The organism is Bradyrhizobium sp. HKCCYLRH1030 (genome assembly GCF_051168395.1).
Taxonomy (GTDB): Bacteria; Pseudomonadota; Alphaproteobacteria; order Rhizobiales; family Xanthobacteraceae; genus Bradyrhizobium.
This window is the reverse complement of the sequence record NZ_JBNPUY010000002.1, coordinates 302,205-320,508: the sequence shown is the minus strand read 5'-3', so window position 1 is coordinate 320,508 and position 18,304 is coordinate 302,205. Positions and strand designations below refer to the sequence as shown.

19 protein-coding genes are annotated in these 18,304 nt (G+C 65.1%); 12 read left to right on the top strand and 7 right to left on the bottom strand.

The window, feature by feature from the left end; genetic code table 11:
* The first annotated feature begins 173 nt into the window (after positions 1-173).
* Positions 174-515 carry a hypothetical protein gene (locus ACQR1E_RS06865; RefSeq protein WP_315715129.1) on the top strand — a complete coding sequence of 114 codons (342 nt, stop codon included), beginning with the start codon at positions 174-176 and terminating at the stop codon, positions 513-515.
* Positions 487-1,143 (top strand): nucleotidyl transferase AbiEii/AbiGii toxin family protein, encoded by a 657-nt coding sequence (locus tag ACQR1E_RS06860; protein WP_315715130.1) that lies wholly within the window; start codon positions 487-489, stop codon positions 1,141-1,143. Before ACQR1E_RS06865 ends, ACQR1E_RS06860 begins: the two co-directional genes overlap by 29 nt.
* Before the next feature lie 27 nt (positions 1,144-1,170).
* Here the strand turns inward: ACQR1E_RS06860 and ACQR1E_RS06855 are convergent, their stop codons facing one another.
* Entirely contained in the window at positions 1,171-2,892 is a 1,722-nt protein-coding gene (locus tag ACQR1E_RS06855) for an alpha-amylase family protein (RefSeq protein WP_434842550.1), read from the bottom strand.
* Positions 2,893-3,015: 123 nt separating this feature from the next.
* Here ACQR1E_RS06855 and ACQR1E_RS06850 point away from each other — a divergent pair, with 123 nt between their 5' ends.
* Positions 3,016-3,498 (top strand): MmcB family DNA repair protein, encoded by a 483-nt coding sequence (locus tag ACQR1E_RS06850; RefSeq protein ID WP_316200483.1) that lies wholly within the window; start codon positions 3,016-3,018, stop codon positions 3,496-3,498.
* Positions 3,499-3,641: 143 nt separating this feature from the next.
* Here ACQR1E_RS06850 and ACQR1E_RS06845 read toward each other — a convergent pair whose 3' ends face one another.
* From ACQR1E_RS06845 to ACQR1E_RS06835, 3 genes are all read right to left on the bottom strand, one after another.
* The gene (locus ACQR1E_RS06845) at positions 3,642-3,902 is read right to left on the bottom strand and encodes a DUF1488 domain-containing protein (RefSeq protein WP_315715133.1); all 261 of its coding nucleotides are present in this window, start codon (positions 3,900-3,902) and stop codon (positions 3,642-3,644) included.
* 103 nt (positions 3,903-4,005) lie between these two features.
* Positions 4,006-4,248, bottom strand: a complete 243-nt coding sequence (locus tag ACQR1E_RS06840) for a hypothetical protein (RefSeq protein WP_434896844.1) — start codon at positions 4,246-4,248, stop codon at positions 4,006-4,008.
* A 92-nt stretch (positions 4,249-4,340) separates the two neighbouring features.
* Positions 4,341-4,478 (bottom strand): hypothetical protein, encoded by a 138-nt coding sequence (locus ACQR1E_RS06835; protein ID WP_172115158.1) that lies wholly within the window; start codon positions 4,476-4,478, stop codon positions 4,341-4,343.
* 509 nt (positions 4,479-4,987) lie between these two features.
* Between ACQR1E_RS06835 and ACQR1E_RS06830 the strand changes: the two genes are divergently transcribed.
* From ACQR1E_RS06830 to ACQR1E_RS06820, 3 genes are all read left to right on the top strand, one after another.
* Positions 4,988-5,257 carry a hypothetical protein gene (locus ACQR1E_RS06830; RefSeq protein WP_434896843.1) on the top strand — a complete coding sequence of 90 codons (270 nt, stop codon included), beginning with the start codon at positions 4,988-4,990 and terminating at the stop codon, positions 5,255-5,257.
* On the top strand, positions 5,250-5,546 hold the full coding sequence (locus ACQR1E_RS06825) for a hypothetical protein (RefSeq protein WP_315751896.1): 297 nt from the start codon (positions 5,250-5,252) through the stop codon (positions 5,544-5,546). Before ACQR1E_RS06830 ends, ACQR1E_RS06825 begins: the two co-directional genes overlap by 8 nt.
* A gap of 220 nt (positions 5,547-5,766) precedes the next feature.
* Positions 5,767-6,132 carry a hypothetical protein gene (locus tag ACQR1E_RS06820; RefSeq protein ID WP_315715136.1) on the top strand — a complete coding sequence of 122 codons (366 nt, stop codon included), beginning with the start codon at positions 5,767-5,769 and terminating at the stop codon, positions 6,130-6,132.
* 23 nt (positions 6,133-6,155) lie between these two features.
* Here the strand turns inward: ACQR1E_RS06820 and ACQR1E_RS06815 are convergent, their stop codons facing one another.
* Together ACQR1E_RS06815 and ACQR1E_RS06810 are read right to left on the bottom strand one after the other, a co-directional pair.
* On the bottom strand, positions 6,156-6,710 hold the full coding sequence (locus ACQR1E_RS06815) for an ActR/PrrA/RegA family redox response regulator transcription factor (protein WP_315715137.1): 555 nt from the start codon (positions 6,708-6,710) through the stop codon (positions 6,156-6,158).
* 175 nt (positions 6,711-6,885) lie between these two features.
* Entirely contained in the window at positions 6,886-8,241 is a 1,356-nt protein-coding gene (locus ACQR1E_RS06810) for an ActS/PrrB/RegB family redox-sensitive histidine kinase (protein ID WP_434896842.1), read from the bottom strand.
* Positions 8,242-8,338: 97 nt separating this feature from the next.
* Here ACQR1E_RS06810 and ACQR1E_RS06805 point away from each other — a divergent pair, with 97 nt between their 5' ends.
* The 5 genes from ACQR1E_RS06805 to ACQR1E_RS06785 all read left to right on the top strand — a co-directional run bounded on the left by ACQR1E_RS06805 (position 8,339) and on the right by ACQR1E_RS06785 (position 15,420).
* Complete coding sequence (locus ACQR1E_RS06805) at positions 8,339-9,130, top strand: ABC transporter ATP-binding protein (RefSeq protein WP_315715139.1); 792 nt, start codon at positions 8,339-8,341, stop codon at positions 9,128-9,130.
* Complete coding sequence (locus tag ACQR1E_RS06800; protein WP_315715140.1) at positions 9,127-9,939, top strand: ABC transporter permease; 813 nt, start codon at positions 9,127-9,129, stop codon at positions 9,937-9,939. The genes ACQR1E_RS06805 and ACQR1E_RS06800 overlap by 4 nt, the downstream gene beginning before the upstream one ends.
* Before the next feature lie 123 nt (positions 9,940-10,062).
* On the top strand, positions 10,063-11,391 hold the full coding sequence (locus tag ACQR1E_RS06795; RefSeq protein ID WP_315715141.1) for a polyhydroxyalkanoate depolymerase: 1,329 nt from the start codon (positions 10,063-10,065) through the stop codon (positions 11,389-11,391).
* A gap of 208 nt (positions 11,392-11,599) precedes the next feature.
* Positions 11,600-12,439, top strand: coding sequence for a M48 family metallopeptidase (locus ACQR1E_RS06790; protein WP_315715142.1), 840 nt, complete (start codon positions 11,600-11,602; stop codon positions 12,437-12,439).
* A 317-nt stretch (positions 12,440-12,756) separates the two neighbouring features.
* Positions 12,757-15,420 (top strand): EAL domain-containing protein, encoded by a 2,664-nt coding sequence (locus ACQR1E_RS06785; RefSeq protein WP_434896841.1) that lies wholly within the window; start codon positions 12,757-12,759, stop codon positions 15,418-15,420.
* 49 nt (positions 15,421-15,469) lie between these two features.
* Here the strand turns inward: ACQR1E_RS06785 and ACQR1E_RS06780 are convergent, their stop codons facing one another.
* Entirely contained in the window at positions 15,470-17,668 is a 2,199-nt protein-coding gene (locus ACQR1E_RS06780; protein WP_316202423.1) for a transglycosylase domain-containing protein, read from the bottom strand.
* Positions 17,669-17,822: 154 nt separating this feature from the next.
* Here ACQR1E_RS06780 and ACQR1E_RS06775 point away from each other — a divergent pair, with 154 nt between their 5' ends.
* A complete protein-coding gene (locus ACQR1E_RS06775; protein ID WP_434896840.1) occupies positions 17,823-18,251 on the top strand; it encodes a DUF1330 domain-containing protein in 429 nt (142 codons plus the stop codon).
* Positions 18,252-18,304 lie beyond the last annotated feature (53 nt).

Genomic DNA, 18,304 nt, shown 5'->3' with positions numbered 1-18,304 from the left:
CTGGACGCCCTCAGCCGTATTGCTCGGGTCTTCCGCGCCGCCGTGTCCTCGGAATTGTTGAGGTTCCCACTGAATGGCGCCATATTGCGCGACAGATGCCGGGGAATCTTCGGCCTTCAAGGAGATGACGTGTACTGGTCTCCGAAATCGGTACTTCGCGGGAGTTCGAACTGATGAATACGCTGCCGCCGACGACGTCTGACAGTCTCACCGCGGCCGTGACCACGATCAATACGCCGCTGCCGGTCCGCATTGGCGAGGCGACGTTGCTGGCCTGCCTCAAGGCCGAGAAACTGGAGCCGAAATGGCGTGTCCACGTGCAGGCGTTCTTTGACGAAATTGATGCCTCTGTGATCCATCATCTCGTCCTCGACAAGGCTGTGACGTTCGAAGAACTATCGAAGGCGATCGACACTTGGCAGGTTGTGGGGTCCGAAAATGAGAGATGGGTCAGGGAAATGGCGGCCTTCGAGGTGGCAAGACCTCATGCAGAAGGCGCTGCTGTCCCTCGATAGCCTGGAGGGCGGCCCTGGGGCGTGGACGTTCGGGGGCGGCACGGCCCTGGCGCAGAGCTTCGATCATCGCATCAGCTACGACGTCGACATCTTTCTGGATTCGAGCACGGCCCTGAAGCGGCTCGCGCCGAACATGAATCCTGTCACGAAGGCCCTTTGCGATACGTGGCAATGGCCGGGCAAATATCTGAAGCTGATTCTCCGGGACGTAGGTGAGATCGATTTCTTGAATGCGCCCACCTTTACGGATCATCCGACGTATCCGTTGAGCTTCGGCGGCCGGATTATACCGGCGGAGCGACCGGCAGAGATTGCGACGAAAAAGTTGATCTATCGTGCATCGACCTACACGGCGCGCGACACGTTCGACCTTGCCGCGGTCTATCTCTATGATCGACCGGCGCTCGGCGAGATCGCGCAATCTCCGGCAATGACCCGCGATGTCGTATCGGCCGCACACAATCGTTTAAGTCTGGCAAGATATCAGTTCCAGGCGGAAATGCGAGACCTCATCAATTTGACGGCTCGCGGAGAGAAGTTCGTCGACACCTCCTGCGAAATGGCGTTGGAGGCGTTGGTCGAAATTCAGCGCCTCGTTCACGAACGAGATGCGCAGCCGAGCGGCTGAAGCCGTTCTCCTTGAAGACGCCCGTCATCAGTTGGTCGTCGATCGCCGCCGCGTCTTCCGCCGCTTTTTCACCGGGCTCTTCGTCTCGATATCGCTTCGCCGCAGCAGATAGTCCAATCCGCCGACGCGGTACCAGCGGTAGCCGTAGGGCTCGAGCACCAGGGTGTGGCGGCCGCGGTCGTCGGCCTGGCTGTGATCCTCCGACAGCAGATTGATCAGCAGCTTCCCGCCATCGTCCGGCAGTCCGGCATCGAAGCTGATCTCCCGCGGCTTCTCGTCGAGATTGTGCACGAACAGCACCGAGTTGTTGCGCCAGTCGTAGCGCATGATCAGCACGGCCGGATCCCTGGTCGCGATCACCTCGAAATCGCCCCAGCCGACTTCCGGCACCTCCTTGCGCATGCGGATGATGCGCTCGGTCCAGTTCAGCATGGAATTCGGATCACGCCGCTGCCGGGCGGCGTTGATGTGATCATAGCCATAGGGGCCGTGATCGATCACCGGAGACGCCGGCGCGTCGCTCTTGGTGAAGCCGCCATGCGGCTCGGTCGACCATTGCATCGGGGTGCGCGCGCAGTTGCGCTCGGCCAGGCTGAGATCGTCGCCCATCGCGAGCTCGTCGCCATAGCGGATCACGGGCGTGCCGGGCAAGGTGAACATCAGGCTGTAGGCGAGCTCGATGCGGCGGCGGTCGCCGCCGAGCATCGGCGCCAGCCGCCGCCGAATGCCGCGATCGTACAACTGCATGTTCTTGTCCGGGCCGAACGCCGCGAACACCGCCGCGCGCTGCGGCTTGGTCAGGCGTCCCAGATCGAGCTCGTCGTGATTGCGCAGGAACAGGCCCCATTGCGCCGAGGCCGGCCGCGCCTTCGTCTGATAAAGCGCCTCGGCCAGCGGCCGCGTGTCGGAGGCCGCCAGCGCGTAGAACAGATGCTGGTTGACGTGGAAGTTGAACATCATGTGCATGCGGTCGCCGTCGTCGCCGAAATACTCCATGTCGGTTTCCGGCAGCACGTTGGCTTCGGCCAGGATGATCGCTTCGCCCTGGCGCCATTGCAGGAATTCGCGGAAGGTCCTGAGCATGTCGTACTGCTCGACCGGCTTCCTGACATCGGCGCCCTTGGCCGCGATCACGAACGGAACCGCGTCCATGCGGAAGCCGGAGACGCCGAGCTGGATCCAGAAGCCCATGATCTTCAGGATCTCTGCCTGCACCTCGGGATTGGAGGTGTTGAGATCGGGCTGGAAGTCGTAGAAGCGGTGGAAGTACCAGGCGCCCGATTCCTTGTCGCGGGTCCAGGTCGACTTCTGCACGCCGGGAAACACCATCCCCTTGTCGGCATTGGCCGGCTTCTTGTCCGACCAGACATACCAGTCGCGGTAGCGGGCGCTCTTCGAGCTGCGGGCGTCGACGAACCAGGGATGCCGGTCGGAGGTGTGGTTGACGACGAGGTCGATGATCACCCGGATGCCGCGCTGCTTGCAGCCATGCGTGAACTGGACGAAATCACCGAGCGTGCCGTAGCGCGGGTCGACGCCGTAATAGTCGGCGACGTCGTAGCCGTCGTCGTGCTGCGGCGAGGGCTGGAACGGCATCAGCCAGATCGCGGTGATGCCGAGCCCGTGCAGATAGTCGAGCCGGCGCGTCAGCCCCTTGAAATCGCCGATGCCATCGCCGTCGGCGTCCATATAGGTGCCGACCGACAGACAGTAGAACACCGCGTTCTTGTACCAGAGATCGTCGATCATGGACGGCGCCTCGCTGCGCCGCCCGGCCGGCGGCCGCTTGTTAAGCGGAAGGCCGGCGTCAGGTTCCGGTTCCCGGGTGATCGGCGGACTTGGGCGACGCCTGGAATCGGTTATGCTGCGGCAATGGAATCGTCCGCCGCCAGGATCAGCCTCGTTCCCATCGACCGCCGCCAGTCGGAGACGGCGCTGGCGATCGCGCGCGGCACCTCGCGCCTGCTGCGCTCGCTCGGCTTTGCCACCATCAGCGAGCTGCCGCTGCCGTCGGGCCGTCGCGCCGACCTGGTGGCGCTGAACGAGCGCGGCGAGATCTGGATCGTCGAGATCAAGTCGTCGGTCGAGGATCTGCGCGCGGATCACAAATGGGAGGACTACCGTGCCCATTGCGACCGGCTGTTCTTCGCCTTCACGCAGGATCTGCCGTGCGATATCTTTCCGCAGGACACCGGCCTGATCGTCGCCGATGCCTATGGCGCCCACCTGCACTGCGAGGCGCCTGAGCACCGATTGCCGGCGCCGACGCGCAAGTTGATGACGGTACGCTTCGGGCTCGCGGCGGCGCAGCGGATCAACCGGCTGATCGACCCGCAGGGCCACGTGGACCTCTAGAGAATCCTCAAATGCGCTCCACTGGACGGGGTTTCCCCGTCTAGGTAGGTGACAGAGGCTCCGTCAGGTCGCGAGTCTCGAGATGAGAGACATCAGCATCGCTGAGAGCCGATCCGCATCACCGCCGGCCTGGCCGATCGCCGTCAGAAATTGGCGGCGACGAGATCGTAGGAGCCCCGGCTGCCGCGGACATAGAGCCGGGCGGCGGCGGCGCAGATCCGCTCGCGGTTGGAATCGAATGCGGTCAGAAAGCCCGACTCGTCGGGGCGGGCGTCGGGCTGCAGGCGTCTCAACGCACCCTCGTCGACGAAGAACGACGCTTCCATCGCGCTGTCATAGCCCCAGAACCGTACGGCACGTCGCGTGCGGTCATAGGAGCGGCTGTGATTTGGAAACTCAATCATGTGTGTGACCGATCAGGTTCGGAGGACACCGCGGTGAGGGCGGACGTCATCCAAGGGGCGTCGTTCGGCAATGGTCGCCGGCGACAAAGGGGTTGCGCGCATCTCAATCGAAAGCCGACGGCAACTCGCCGTGGCGGAAGAAGATCGTCGGCTCATCGTCATAGTCGCCCATGTCGGGATCGCCCGAGGATGAGAACGCGACGACGCCTGCCTTGCGGGACACCAGCCGTTCCGCAGTCCGGCGCGCGCTTGCTTCCGTCTTGCAGGCAATCGGCGTCTCGGCTTTCGCGCGTCCGCCCCGGCCGGCGCTGAACGCCTGAACGACATAGATCGTTTCGCGCGCCATGTTCTGTCCTTTGGACTATCGAGTACGGTCCGCCGCATCGGCACCGCATTGCGCGCGGGAGACTATCCAGACTGATGAGGACCGGAAATCCCCTAGCGCTTCTTCTTGTCACTGGAAAAATCCGGCTGCCACGCTCCGGCCTTCTGGCTCGGCGCTGCGGCAATGCTCTTGGGCTTTTCCTTCTTGGGTTTCTTGGCTTCGCGATTGCCTTTTTGCTGACCTTTGGCCATGTCGGTCTCCTCGACTCGGGTTGGAGCTGGTTCAACGCATCGAACGAGCGCCCCGTCGATCCTGCGTGCGCAGCGTCACTGCTGGTCGGCCGGGCGGCCATCGTCCACCGGTTGCCGATGCGGGCGTCGCGGTGGTCGGATCTACGAATGCAGTGCGGCAACTGCGAGCGCGAGAAGGATCAGCAGAAGCGGCACGATAATGGGTGGAACGATCCACTCGCTCAGTCGAAACTGCGGCATTGGCTACCCCTCGCGTGGTTTGCGGCGGGAGCGCTCGTGACCCTCAGTCACCGGTGAATGCCGTCGGAATGGCGGTGATCGCCATTGATACACCCTGGCTCCTGCAATAGCGAGCACCAAAGCGCAGCGACACGGTCCGATGACGCCAGGCCGCTCATCACGTCGTGCTGATGAGAAAGCGGTGGCTATTGCGGGCCGCAAGGCGCATGCTTCGAAAGACTTCGAAGTCGCGACAGCGACAGCGAAGCCGTTGCGAAAGGTAGGCGCAGATGAGCATCCGCTCGCGGCGCGAATTCGTCACCTTCAAACATCCGTTCCGGATCAGGAGCATCGAGCGTCTCTTGCCCGAGGGCACCTACGAGGTGGTCACGGACGAGGAACTGATCGAGGGATTGTCCTTTGCTGCCTACCGCCGGGTTGCGACGATGATGATGGTCCCGGTCGCCGGTTCGCGCGCCGCTGCCGTCGAGATGCTGTCCATCAGCTCGGTCGATCTTGCAGACGCGCAGCGTGTCGACGCGAGTGCGTCGGATGACTGACGAGCCGCTCGATCTCGACAGGCACCGCGGGATGAGCGCGCAGAAGGCCGTTGACCTCCGTCGCGCGTTGGCAGAGGCCGAAAGTCATGCGCGGGAGCTGCGCGAGCGGCAGGCCGTTCTCGAGCAGCACCTGCTCGCCAACGCGGCCGAGTCGTGGCCGGAAGCCGCCGCGAAGGCGCGCTATCTCCTGAACATCTACGCCGCAAGCCTTGCGGAACAGGATACCAGGCATCGGGAGCTGATCGCTGCCGTCCTGGCCGATTTCTCCCGGCTGACGGGGGAGAGCTGACGTCGGGCCGGCCATCGTGGCGCCTTCCAGATCCACCACCGGTGAATCCGCCCGCGCCCGATTCAGGACTATTGCCAGCGCGCGACAGCACCCGCTCGTCCCGGCCTCCTGGCAATTTCCCCGGCTCTGCCCGACAATTGCCCCGCATGGGGCGCAACATGCCGGAACATTTTTAAGGCTCGAGCGGTATCCAGCCCAGGGGTGCGGACAGGGACGACAGATGCGACGGGTGGTCTTGGCGTTGACACTGCTCTTCGCGACCGGAGTCCGCGCGGAGGAAATGGCGTTCTACGTCCTGGGCGTGGGCGCCGATTCCTGCGAGCGCTTCATCGCCGCCGCCGAGGAGCAGCCACCCGGCACCTACAAGGCCATCACCAGTGGCGACGGCCCCTACGTCAACGCCATCTCAAAATATCAGCAGTGGATGATGGGCTACGTGTCCGCCATCAACGCGGATCGCGGCGATGAGGGCCGGCAGATCAAGCTCGATCTGACCGAGGTCGACAGCTGGATGCGCAATTGGTGCAGCCGCAACCCGCGGCGCACCGTCTTCCATGCATTGCAGGCGTTCGTGAAGTCGCATTGACCCGCGGCGAGCAAAAAATCCGCCTATTTCGGCGCGCGCTTGGCGAGGATGCGCTGCAGGGTGCGGCGGTGCATGTTGAGCCGGCGCGCCGTTTCCGAGACGTTGCGGTTGCACATCTCATAGATGCGCTGGATGTGCTCCCAGCGGACACGGTCGGCCGACATCGGATTCTGCGGCAGCTCGGACTTTTCGCTGGTGGTCGACAGCAGCGCTGCAACGACGTCGTCGGCATCGGCCGGTTTGGCGAGATAGTCGACGGCGCCCATCTTCACCGCCGTCACGGCGGTGGCGATGTTGCCGTAGCCGGTCAGCACGATGGCGCGCGCTTCGGGACGCTTGCGCTTCAGCGCCGACACCACGTCGAGGCCGTTGCCGTCGCCCAGCCGGAGGTCGACCACGGCGAAGGCCGGCGCCGCCTTGCCGATCTGTGAAATACCTTCGGCGACGCTTTCGCAGGAGGTCACCGTGAAACCGCGGGTCTCCATGGCGCGCGACAGGCGCTCCAGGAACGGCTTGTCGTCCTCCACGATGAGGAGAGAGCGGTCCGGATGGTTCGTCAGTTCGGCGATGGCGCCCACGGTCATATCCTTGAGAAGAAGGCTCGATGGTTGCGAGACGATCTGGTCCATCCTCATATGGTCTGCCGAGTCGCCGCTGCCAAGATCGCGGGTTGCCGCAGTCTGCGGCGTGACGCCGCGCGGGGCCGGTGTGCTGTATGCCAGGACCGCGCCAGCGGCGGCTGCCCTGGAGGTTTCATTCCGGCTCCGCCTCGCCATTGTCGTCCTCGCTGGCCTCGAAGCGCCGCCGCGGCCAGACGATCTGGACCACGGCGCCATGGTCGGGGAAGGTGCGGTTGCTGAACGATACCTTGGCTCCGGTTCGCTCCAGCAGGGTGCGGGCGATGAACACGCCGAGCCCGAGGCCGCCGCCCTGGTTACCTCCCGGGCCGTCCTCGACGCTGGGCCGGCGTGACAGATAGGGCTCGCCGATCCGCTTCAGGATATCAGGCGCAAAGCCGGGGCCGTCGTCGGACACCACGATCTCGACCGTCTCGTTGTTCCACCAGGCGTTCACCTCGACGGCGTTGCGCGCGAAATCGACGGCGTTCTCCAGGATGTTGCCGACGCCATAGAGGATTGCGGGGTTGCGCGAGCCGACCGGCTCCTTGGCCGCGGTGACCGCGACGCGCACCTTGATGTCGACGCCAAAGTCGCGATGCGGTGCGACCGTCTCCTCGATCAAGGTCGACAGCTTCATCCGGTCGTACATCGACCCGATCGAGGACAGCTGGGTGATCTTGCCGAGAATGTCGCGGCAGCGCTGCGCCTGCTCGCGCAGGGTCTTGATGTCGGAGGTGACCTGGCTGTTGTCCTGCAGGGCGCGCTCCAACTCGCGCGAGATCAGCACGATGGTCGCGAGCGGGGTGCCCAGCTCGTGCGCGGCGGCCGCCGCGAGGCCGTCGAGCTGGGTGAGGTGCTGCTCGCGCGCCAGCACCAGCTCGGTCGCCGCCAACGCGTCCGACAGCTTGCGCGCCTCCTCGGTCACCTGGAACGCATAGAGGCTGGTGACCCCGATCGCGAGCGCGATCGAGAGCCAGACACCGAACAGATAGATCGGCGGGAAGATCAGCGGCTCCTCGCCTTCCCACGGCAGCGGCAGATGCATGAAGAACAAGGCGGTGGCGCAGGTGACGGCGAGCAGGCCGAGCATGATCGTCAGGCGGACGGGGAGGGCGGTCGCCGAGATCAGCACCGGGGCGAGGAACATGTAGGAGAAGGGATTCTCCAGCCCGCCGGTGAGATAGAGCAGCACCGTCAGCTCGATGATGTTGAGCGCGAGCAGGCCGCCGGCGTGGGCCGGCTCCAGCAACTGCATCGGGTTGAAGGCGATCTGCAGGCCGAGATTGAGCAGCGCCGAGATGCTGATCACCGCGAGACAGGGCACCACTGGCAGGTCGAACTCCAGGCCCTGCACCACGATGAAGATCGCGCTCAATTGACCGAGCGCGGCCAGCCAGCGCAGCCGCAGGATGGTGTCGAGCCGGACGCGCTGTCGCGGATGGCGATAGTCGGTGTCGGGCGTGTCGATGATCAGGGCGTCGTCGGTCATGACGGGAACCTAATGCCGCGCAAGCACGGCGACAAATCTGGCCCGCCGTTGGTGGCCTGTTGCGGTTTGCGGCACAATGCCTCAATGAACCCCTCCTATGACGCAAGATGACGCAGTGCCGACCCTCTCATCCGATTCCAGCTCGGTTTCCCCCGCGATTGCCGTGTCGCGGCTGACCAAGGTCTACAAGACGACGACCGCTGTCGACGGCGTCTCGTTTGCGATCCGCCGGGGCAGCATCACCGGGCTGCTCGGCGGCAACGGTGCCGGCAAGACCACGACGATTGCGATGATCATGGGGCTGGTGCAGCCGACCTCGGGCGAGGTCGCCGTGCTCGGCCACAGGATGCCGGACGAGGCTGCGGCCGTGCTGGGGCGGATGAATTTCGAGAGCCCCTATGTCGACATGCCGATGCGGCTCACGGTGCGGCAGAACCTCACCATCTTCGGCCGACTCTATGCAGTGGACCACCTCAAGGAGCGGATCGCCGAGCTCGCGGCGCAGCTCGACCTGAGCGACTTCATCGATCGGGCCAATGGCAAGCTCTCGGCCGGGCAGAAGACCCGCGTGGCGCTGGCGAAGGCGCTGATCAACGATCCCGAGCTGCTGCTGCTGGATGAGCCGACGGCCTCGCTCGATCCCGACACCGCCGACTGGGTGCGCGGCCATCTTGAGCGATACCGACAGCGCCGCGGCGCCACCATCCTGCTCGCCTCCCACAACATGCTCGAGGTCGAGCGTCTATGCGACCGCGTCATCATCATGAAGCGCGGCCGCATCGAGGACGACGACAGCCCGGCGCAGATCATGGCACGCTACAACCGCTCGACGCTCGAGGAGGTCTTTCTCGACGTCGCCCGCGGCCGCAACCGGGAGGCGGCGCAATGAACGATCTTTCGCTCCGCATCGCCCCGCACCGGATCGGCGCGATGATCCTGCGCTACTGGTATCTACTGCTGTCGTCCTGGCCGCGGCTGCTGGAGCTGATGTACTGGCCGACCTTGCAGATCATCACCTGGGGGTTTCTGCAGACCTACATCGCCGCCAATGCCGGCTTCTTCGCCCGCGCCGGCGGCACCCTGATCGGCGCGGTGATCCTGTGGGACATCCTGTTCCGCGGACAGCTCGGCTTCTCGATCTCCTTCCTGGAGGAGATGTGGGCGCGCAACATCGGCAACCTGATGATGAGTCCGCTGACCCCGATCGAATTCCTGCTGGCGCTGATGACGATGAGCCTGATCCGGCTGGCCATCGGCATCATTCCGATGACCCTGATCGCGGTCTGGTTCTTCGACTTCAACTTCTACAGCATCGGCCTGCCGCTGATCGCCTTCTTCTGCAACCTGATCTTCACCTCCTGGGCGGTCGGCATCTTCGTGTCGGGGCTGGTGCTGCGCAACGGGCTCGGCGCCGAAAGCATCGTCTGGACACTGATGTTCGCGCTGATGCCGCTGGCCTGCGTGTACTATCCCGTTCAGGTGCTGCCGCACTGGCTGCAACTGGTTGCCTGGTCCCTGCCGCCGACCTACGTGTTCGAGGGCATGCGCGCGCTGCTGGCGGATCACGTCTTCCGGTCCGACCTGATGCTGACCGCGCTCGGGCTCAATGCCGCCCTGCTGCTGGCGTCGTTTGCGGCATTCATTGCTCTCTTGCGCAGCGCACGCCGCGCCGGCTCGCTGCTGGCGGCAGGGGAATAATTGCGCTTTTCCCGTGGATTTCCGGGCTTTTTCGTCGCTTTGAGGCACCTTCTCGTACACCACCGCATTGACGCATAATTACGCATTCGGCAGTATGCTGCGCTGCAGAGAGGTTGAACGAGAATGCCGATAGGTGAGTTTGGCGGTGCACCGCCCCTGGCGTCGGAAGGCAGTCCGGTCCTGACGACGCCGATGTACTGGATGTACGAAATGGCGCATGCCTCGCTCAATCCGGCGCGCGCCGTCACCGACGCCACCAAGATCCTGTTTCAGAATCCGCTCAATCCCTGGGCCCACACCCAGATGGGCAAATCGGTCGCGGCGGCCTGCGAACTGTTCGAGCGCACCACACGCCGCTACGGCAAGCCCGAATGGGGACTCGACGAGACCGAGGTCAACGGCATCCGGACCCCGGTCGAGGTCCGCTCGATCTGGGAAAAGCCGTTCTGCAGGCTGCTCTATTTCGACCGCAAGCTGACCCGCCCCTTGCGCGCGCCGCAGCCCCGGCTGCTGATCGTGGCGCCGATGTCCGGCCATTACGCGACCCTGTTGCGCGGCACGGTGGAAGCGTTCCTGCCGACCCACGAGGTCTACATCACCGATTGGTCCGATGCGCGGATGGTCCCGCTGGCCGAAGGCCGCTTCGATCTCGACGACTACATCGACTATGTCATCGAGATGCTGCGCTTTCTCGGCACCAACATGCACGTCATGGCGGTGTGCCAGCCGGCGGTGCCGGTGCTGGCGGCGGTCTCGGTCATGGAGGCCGAGCGTGACCCGTTTGCGCCGATCTCGATGACCTTGATGGGCGGCCCCATCGACACCAGGCGCAACCCCACCGGCGTGAACAATCTCGCCCAGGAGCGCGGCATCGACTGGTTCCGCAACCACGTCATCACCAAGGTGCCGTTCCCGCATCCGGGCGTGATGCGCGACGTCTATCCGGGCTTCCTGCAGCTGAACGGCTTCATCAGCATGAATCTCGACCGCCATGTCGACGCCCACAAGGCGCTGTTCGCCAACCTGGTGAAGGGCGATGGCGATCAGGTCGACAAGCATCGCGACTTCTACGACGAGTATCTCGCCGTCATGGACCTGGCTGCGGAATATTATTTGCAGACGGTGGAGACGGTGTTCATCAAGCACGCGCTGCCGAAGGGCGAGATGACCCATCGCGGCACCCTGGTCGATCCGTCGAAGGTTACGCGTGTGGCGTTGATGACGGTCGAAGGCGAGAAGGACGATATCTCCGGTCTCGGTCAGACCGAGGCGACGCACGGACTCTGCTCGTCGATCCCGGATCACCGCCGGGTTCACTACGTGCAACCGGGTGTCGGTCACTACGGCGTGTTCAACGGCTCGCGATTCAAGTCGGAGATCGTGCCGCGCATCAACGATTTCATGTTGTCGGCAGCCGATCCGAAGTCGCTGCTCGCCATTGCGGCTGAATGAGCGAAGACGATGGTCACCGCGCCTCCGAATCCGGCTGCGCGGTAACCCTTTGAAGGGACGGTCGAAACCGAAACTCAGGAGTGACTCAAGCAGTGAATGTGGCGTCGCTTCTTGAGCGATGCTTTTGAATCTGAATTCATGTTTTCGGGGGCGCGCGAGGCCCAACTGCTAGGGTGCGGAACCTTCTGAACCCCTGTATGTTGGGCAAATGATTTGTTTTTGCGCCGAGCGCTTTCCCTGGCGGTGGATATGGCAAAATCCGGGCGAGCTCTTACCCCCCGGACTGACAGAAATGGCCACTCGCGCGCTACTCTATCGGCGGCCCGCCGAACCCTCGCGTCTTCTCGTCAAGCATGGCTCGCAAATCTACTCGATTAGATTGCGGCGTCACCGTCGTGCGCGACGTTATACCCTGAGAATTCATCCGTCGGATCGCGAGGCGATCCTCACGATGCCGCCGCGCGGCACCATCATCGAGGCGAAAGACTTCGCGCAGCGTCACGGCGCCTGGATCGCAGCCCGTCTAGGACGTCTGCCGAAGGCGGCGCCGTTCCTGCCGGGCACGTTGGTGCCGCTTCGCGGCGTGCCGCACAAGATCGTGCATCGCGCGGGCGAACGCGGCACGGTGTGGACCGAGACGCGAGACAGTGGCGAGAAGATCCTGTGCGTGGCCGGCGGGATCGAGCACACTGAACGCCGCGTGCTCGACTTCCTGAAGCGCGAGGCGCGCCGCGACCTGCAGAAGGCGGCCGACGCCTATGCCGAGCAGCTTGGCGTCAAGGTCAAGCGGCTGTCGATCCGCGACCAGTCCAGCCGCTGGGGCTCGTGCACCTCGGCCGGCTCGCTGTCGTTCTCGTGGCGCCTGATCCTGGCGCCGCCCTTCGTGCTCGATTATCTCGCCGCGCACGAGGTCGCGCATCTGATCGAGATGAACCACTCGCCGCGGTTCTGGAAGGTGTGTGGCCGGATCTGCGCCTCGGTCGAGCGCGCCAAGAAGTGGCTCGACACCTGCGGCAACGACCTGCATCGCTACGGCATCGACGATTGAGGTATCGACGACGGACCGCTCGACGATGTGAATCCCAATGGCCCGGCCGTCTGGTCCGGGCCATTTCTTCGTCGGGTTCCAATCTGCAACGATGAACTCAGAACCCGCCTGCGGACTATCGAATTCTTAAGCCTTCTCGCCTGCAGTCGGAGGATATTGCCCAATTCGGCGGCGCTTTAACGTGGCCGTAACGCTGCGCTCGCCAGATTTACCGCAATCAAACCCAAGGTGACGTCCCAGCGAGCTGCCGGGTCGTTCGCTGCAACCAAAGCGCAGATCGTTTCTCTCGAAACGTGCAGCGCGCCTCGAATCGAACGATGCTTGCAAGCGAGTTCCAACCGGCCGCATCCACACAATTGCTCTCGGCCGCGCTCGACGGTGTTTCCGAGGCGATTCTCTTTCTCGACGCGCAGGGCCACGTCCAGCACGCCAATCGGGCGGCGTCGGTGCTGCTGCGGCGTGAGCCGGCCGCTCTGGTCGGCGCCGACCTCGAAAGTCTGGGTCTGCCCGCGGATCTGATCCCGGCGATCGCGTGCGACGAGACGACCGACGCGCGGCAGGAGGCGGACCAGTCCGACGCCCGCGAAATGACGATGCGCCATGCCGACGGCGGGTGGACCCGCCTCCGCCTGTCGCTGTGCGCGCTCCCGCCGGGCCGGGAGGATCAGCCGGTCCGTTCGCTGCTGTTCATTCGTGACGTGACCACCGAAGTCGACATGCGCGAGCGCAATGCGCTGCTGACGTCGGTCGCCGACCGGACCAACCGGGCCGTCATCGTCACCGATCGCGATCTCAACGTCCTCTACACCAACGCCGCCTTTGCCAGCCTGTTCGGCTACACGCCTGAACAGGCGATCGGGCGCCGCGCCGAGGAGCTGCTGATCGGCCCCTGCACCGATCCCGCCATCGTCGACCGGCTGAGACAATGCCTCGAGGACGACCGTGGCATCGAAGAGGACGTGCTGGTCTACGACAAGGACGGCCGCGAGATCTGGACGACCGCCTATGTCAAGGCGCACCGGACCAAGCGGGGCAAGGTCAGATATCTGTTCGGGCTGCTCACGGACATCCGGGAGACCAAGCAGTTGCGCTCGCTGCAGCAGTTGATCATGGCGTCGCTGGCGTCCGACGTTTCGATCACGACCATCGCCGATCAGCTGTGCCGCCGGGTCGAAGAGCTCGCTCCGGACGCCGTCTGCTCGATCCTGCACGTCGATTCCGATGGGCACGTACATCCGCTCGGCGGCCCCAGCCTGCCGCCCGCTTATTCGGCCAGCCTCGACGGCGTCGCGATCGGGCCGGACGTCGGCTCCTGCGGCACCGCCGCCTATCTCTGCGAGCCGGTGCTGTCGCACGACATCGATAATGATCCGCGTTGGCAACCCTACAAGGCCGGCCCGCTCGCCGCCGGCCTGCGTGCCTGCTGGTCGTCGCCCATCAAGGGTAAGGATGGCCGCGTCATCGGCACCTTTGCCTTCTACTTCCGTGAATGCCGCGGCCCCAGTCCCTGGCACGAGCAGATCGTCGCCGCCTGCGTCCAGCTCGGCGCGCTCGCCATCGAGCGCCAGGAGGTCCGCTCGACGATCTCACAGGTCGCCTATCACGACATGCTGACGGGCCTGCCCAACCGGGCCCGCATCCCGTCGCTGATCGCCGAAGCCATCAAGGCGTGTCCGGACGGCGGACACGTCGCCGTGGCCTTCCTCGACGCCGACAATTTCAAGGACGTCAACGACACGCTGGGCCATGCCGCCGGCGACGAGTTCCTGGTCGGCTTCGCCAACCGCCTGCGAGCGCAGATCCGCCCCGGCGACATGCTGGGCCGGCTCGGCGGCGACGAGTTCGTGATCGTGCTGCAGAACCGCGATGCCCTGGAAGCCTCGCTCGCGGCGGCGCGCATCACCGCCGCGCTGGCGATGCCGCTGACGATCGGCAAGCGCCAAGTGCCGATGTCGGCGAGCATGGGGCTCAGCCTCTATCCTGATAATGCCAAGGACATCGAGACCCTGATCAAGCAGGCCGACGCCGCGATGTACAAGGCCAAGCGCGGCGGCCGGGCGACCTACCGCTTCTTCAGCGCCGACATCGACAAGCTCGCCGAAGAACGGCTGATGCATTCAACCGCGCTGCGCGAGGCGATCGCCAGCGAGGCCCTGACGCTGCACTATCAGCCGCAGATCCGCACCCGCGACGGCGCGATCCACGGCGTGGAAGCGCTGGCGCGCTGGCACGATCCGGTGCTCGGCGAGGTCTCGCCCGCCAAGTTCATTCCGCTCGCCGAGGAATGCGGCCTGATCGAGCAGATCGGCGTGTGGTCGATCAAGCTGGCCTGCCAGCAGATGGCGTCGTGGCGCCGCGCCGGTCTCGACATCCCCTGCATCTCGGTGAACCTGTCGCCGATCAACTTCCAGAACGTCAACCTGGCGGCGATGGTGGCGCAGATCCTGGCCGCCAACGACCTGCCGGCGAAGATGCTGATGCTGGAGATCACCGAAGGCGTCATCCTCAACGAGCGCGCCACCGTGATCGCGACCATGAACGAGCTGCGCAACATGGGCGTCGGCCTGTCGCTGGACGATTTCGGCACCGGCTATTCGAGCCTGAGCCGGCTGGCCCAGCTGCCGATCGACGAGCTGAAGATCGATCGCAGCTTCATGCGCGATTTCGAGAACGACAGCGGCACGCGGGCGATCGTGACCGCGGTCGTGCGCGTCGGCCAGAGCCTCGACGTGGCGGTGGTCGCCGAAGGTGTCGAGACCGAGCCGCAGCGCAAGCTGCTGGCCGAGCTCGGCTGCGATGCAATGCAGGGCTTCCTGTTCGCGCGGCCGATGGCCGCCAGCGCCTTCAGCCGCTGGCTGCTGGACTACAGCGCGCTGCGGGCGAGCCTGATGCTGCGGCAGATCGGGCGCAAACTGGCTCGAGCGTCCGGCGCGGCAACGGCCGAGCCGGCAGCGCGTCCCATCGCCGCAGCCGCCAGCTGAGAAGGGCGCATCCCCTCGCGGATGCGCCTCTCACCTCATCTTCGCCGGCTCAGCGCTTTCCACCGAACAATCGATCCACCAGCCAGCCGTCGAGGCCCGCGGCGGCTTCCGGCCGCGCGTTGCCGCGGCTCGCCGGCGCCGAGCGTGCGCTCGGTGCCGGCGCGGATGGCGCCGTGATCTGCGAGGCGATCTGCGCCAGGGTCGGGACCAGGCCCGAGCCCTGCGCGTTCGGCAGCGCCGCGACCGGCACGCCCTGATGCGCTGATCGCATGAAGCGGGTCCAGACCTCGACGGGCAGGCCGCCGCCGGTCGCCTTCTTGGTCGGCGAGTTGTCGTCATTGCCGAGCCAGACGCCGGTGACGAGATGCGCGGTGTAGCCGATGAACCAGGCGTCGCGGAAATCCTGGCTGGTGCCGGTCTTGCCGGCAGCGATCCAGCCCGGGATCTCCGCCTTCTTCGCGGTGCCGGAGATCAGCGTCTCCTGCATCATCTGATTCATCATCGCCGCGTTGCGCGGCTCGATCACCTGCACCGGCTGCTCGGTCTGGCGCATGTAGAGCAGCTTGCCGTCGAGCGTCCTGATCCGCGTCACCACATGCGGCGAGACGGTGAGGCCGCCATTGGAGAACGGCGCGTAGGCGCCGACCAGCTCGATCATCGACACCTCGGAGGTGCCGAGCGCGATCGACGGGTTGGGATCGAGCTTGGAGGCGATGCCGAGCCGGTGTGCGGTCCGCACCACGTTCTTCGGTCCGACCTCGAGGCCGACGCGCACCGCGACCGTGTTGAGCGACATCGCCAGCGCCTGGGTCAGCGTCACCGGGCCGAAATATTCGCGGGTGTAGTTCTCCGGCTTCCAGCCCTTCAGATCGAGCGGCGCGTCCTGGCGGACCGTGTCCGGCGTCAGGCCCTGCTCGATCGCGGTGAGATAGACGAACGGCTTGAACGCCGAGCCGGGCTGGCGTTTGGCGGTTACGGCGCGGTTGAACTGGCTGTCGGCATAGTTGCGGCCGCCGACCATGGCGCGCACGGCGCCGTCGGGGGTCATCGCCACCAGCGCGCCCTGGCTGACGTTGAACTTGACGCTCTTCGCCGCGAGCTCGTCGATGATGGCCGCTTCCGCCACGCTCTGCAGCTTCGGATCGATCGTGGTCTCCACCACGATCGACTCCTCGACTTGGCCGACGAGGTCGTCGAGCACCTCGCCGATCCAGTCGGCGACGTAGTTGATGGTGCCGGCGCCGGCCGGCTTCACCGCGACGGATGGATGCGCGATCTGGGCCTGCGCCTGGGCCTCGGTGATGAACTTGGCCTCCGCCATCGCCGCCAGCACGGTCTGGGCGCGCTTGGCCGCGCCCTCCGGGTTGCGGTTCGGCGCCAGCCGCGACGGCGACTTGACGAGACCTGCGAGCATCGCGGCTTCGCCGATCGTCACCTGCCGCGCCGACTTGCCAAAATAGCGCTGCGCCGCGGCCTCGACGCCGTAGGCGCCCGAGCCGAAATAGACCCGGTTGAGATACAGCTCGAGGATCTCGCGCTTGGAGTACTTGCGCTCCAGCCACAGCGCCAGCTCCGCCTCCTGCAGCTTGCGCGCCAGCGTGCGCTCCTGGGTCAGGAACAGGTTCTTGGCGAGCTGCTGCGTCAGGGTCGAGCCGCCCTGCGACACGCCGCGATGCAGGATGTTGGCGACGACGGCGCGGGCGATGCCGATCGGGTCGATGCCGAAATGCTGGTAGAAGCGGCGGTCCTCGATGGCGATGAACGCCTTCGGCAGATAGGGCGGCAGATCCTTCAGGGCGACGTTGGCGCCGGCCATCTCGCCACGCTGCGCCAGCATGGTGCCGTCATAGCCCACGATCTCGATCGTCGGCGGCCGCTTGGGGATCTCCAGCGATTGGATCGGCGGCAGATGCGCGCCGGCCCAGATCACGACGCCGACCAGCGCGATCACGCCCCACAGGCCGCAGACCAGCGCCCAGTAGAACATGCGCCCGATCGACATTCCCCAGCGCGACTTGCCCCGTCTCGGCTTTGGCTTTGGTGTCGAGGCCTTCGGCTCGCGCGCCGGCACATCGTCCTCGTCGTCGGGCTCGACCGGCCTTTTCTTTGCAGTCTTTGCAACTGACTTCTTGGGCGTGTCGTCGGAGGGAATGCGATCCTTGGGGTCGAGGCGCAGATCGGCCATCGCGGCCGCAAGACCGAATCGCGGCTCCTTGCGTCCGCCGCCCTGTTTCCGTCCCCGCGCCATACGCAACCCGAGCCCGCGACCCCGCCGTCCGACCACGGTAACGTCCGGAGTTTAAGGGGCAGTTAGAAAGATCTTAACGCGCGATTAGGAGTTTCGCGCCGCTAACGCCGCGTTATGGTTAAGCCAAGGTAAACAACAACAGGCGAGGGAGTTCATGGGCCATATCGATCCCACCAAGGAGGTGTTCGCGCAGTTTCGGGAGAACGACCGCCCGGGGCCGATCCACATGCTGAACCTGGTGCGGCTGCGCAGGGAGGCAGCCTATCCCGATGGACGCAAGGTCAGCGGCGCGGAAGCCTATGCCGCCTATGGCCGCGAGAGCGGCCCGGTGTTCGAACGCGTCGGCGGCCGCATCGTCTGGCAGGGCCGTTTCGAGCTGATGCTGATCGGTCCGCAGGACGAACGTTGGGATCGCTGCTTCATCGCGGAATATCCGAGCGTGCAGGCGTTCGTCGAGATGATTAGGGATCCCGTCTATCGCGAGGCGGTGAAGCACCGCCAGGCTGCGGTCGAAGACTCGCGCCTGATCCGCCACGCCGTGCTGCCGGTGGGCAAGAACTTTGGCGAGGTGCCGGCGGTGTAAGTCTGACTACACCCGCAAGATTGGTAGTTCCCAGTCGCCAAGCAAAAGGTACG

What these genes read in the sequence shown, in the direction of transcription:
- ACQR1E_RS06850 (WP_316200483.1), top strand. Translation starts at nt 3,016, where the DNA reads ATGGAATCGTCCGCCGCCAGGATCAGCCTCGTTCCCATCGACCGCCGC.
- ACQR1E_RS06780 (WP_316202423.1), bottom strand. Translation starts at nt 17,668, where the DNA reads ATGGCGCGGGGACGGAAACAGGGCGGCGGACGCAAGGAGCCGCGATTC.
- ACQR1E_RS06820 (WP_315715136.1), top strand. Translation starts at nt 5,767, where the DNA reads ATGCGACGGGTGGTCTTGGCGTTGACACTGCTCTTCGCGACCGGAGTC.
- ACQR1E_RS06830 (WP_434896843.1), top strand. Translation starts at nt 4,988, where the DNA reads ATGAGCATCCGCTCGCGGCGCGAATTCGTCACCTTCAAACATCCGTTC.
- ACQR1E_RS06785 (WP_434896841.1), top strand. Translation starts at nt 12,757, where the DNA reads ATGCTTGCAAGCGAGTTCCAACCGGCCGCATCCACACAATTGCTCTCG.
- ACQR1E_RS06840 (WP_434896844.1), bottom strand. Translation starts at nt 4,248, where the DNA reads ATGGCGCGCGAAACGATCTATGTCGTTCAGGCGTTCAGCGCCGGCCGG.
- ACQR1E_RS06810 (WP_434896842.1), bottom strand. Translation starts at nt 8,241, where the DNA reads ATGACCGACGACGCCCTGATCATCGACACGCCCGACACCGACTATCGC.
- ACQR1E_RS06790 (WP_315715142.1), top strand. Translation starts at nt 11,600, where the DNA reads ATGATTTGTTTTTGCGCCGAGCGCTTTCCCTGGCGGTGGATATGGCAA.
- ACQR1E_RS06865 (WP_315715129.1), top strand. Translation starts at nt 174, where the DNA reads ATGAATACGCTGCCGCCGACGACGTCTGACAGTCTCACCGCGGCCGTG.
- ACQR1E_RS06805 (WP_315715139.1), top strand. Translation starts at nt 8,339, where the DNA reads ATGACGCAAGATGACGCAGTGCCGACCCTCTCATCCGATTCCAGCTCG.
- ACQR1E_RS06795 (WP_315715141.1), top strand. Translation starts at nt 10,063, where the DNA reads ATGCCGATAGGTGAGTTTGGCGGTGCACCGCCCCTGGCGTCGGAAGGC.
- ACQR1E_RS06835 (WP_172115158.1), bottom strand. Translation starts at nt 4,478, where the DNA reads ATGGCCAAAGGTCAGCAAAAAGGCAATCGCGAAGCCAAGAAACCCAAG.
- ACQR1E_RS06825 (WP_315751896.1), top strand. Translation starts at nt 5,250, where the DNA reads ATGACTGACGAGCCGCTCGATCTCGACAGGCACCGCGGGATGAGCGCG.
- ACQR1E_RS06775 (WP_434896840.1), top strand. Translation starts at nt 17,823, where the DNA reads ATGGGCCATATCGATCCCACCAAGGAGGTGTTCGCGCAGTTTCGGGAG.
- ACQR1E_RS06845 (WP_315715133.1), bottom strand. Translation starts at nt 3,902, where the DNA reads ATGATTGAGTTTCCAAATCACAGCCGCTCCTATGACCGCACGCGACGT.
- ACQR1E_RS06800 (WP_315715140.1), top strand. Translation starts at nt 9,127, where the DNA reads ATGAACGATCTTTCGCTCCGCATCGCCCCGCACCGGATCGGCGCGATG.
- ACQR1E_RS06855 (WP_434842550.1), bottom strand. Translation starts at nt 2,892, where the DNA reads ATGATCGACGATCTCTGGTACAAGAACGCGGTGTTCTACTGTCTGTCG.
- ACQR1E_RS06860 (WP_315715130.1), top strand. Translation starts at nt 487, where the DNA reads ATGCAGAAGGCGCTGCTGTCCCTCGATAGCCTGGAGGGCGGCCCTGGG.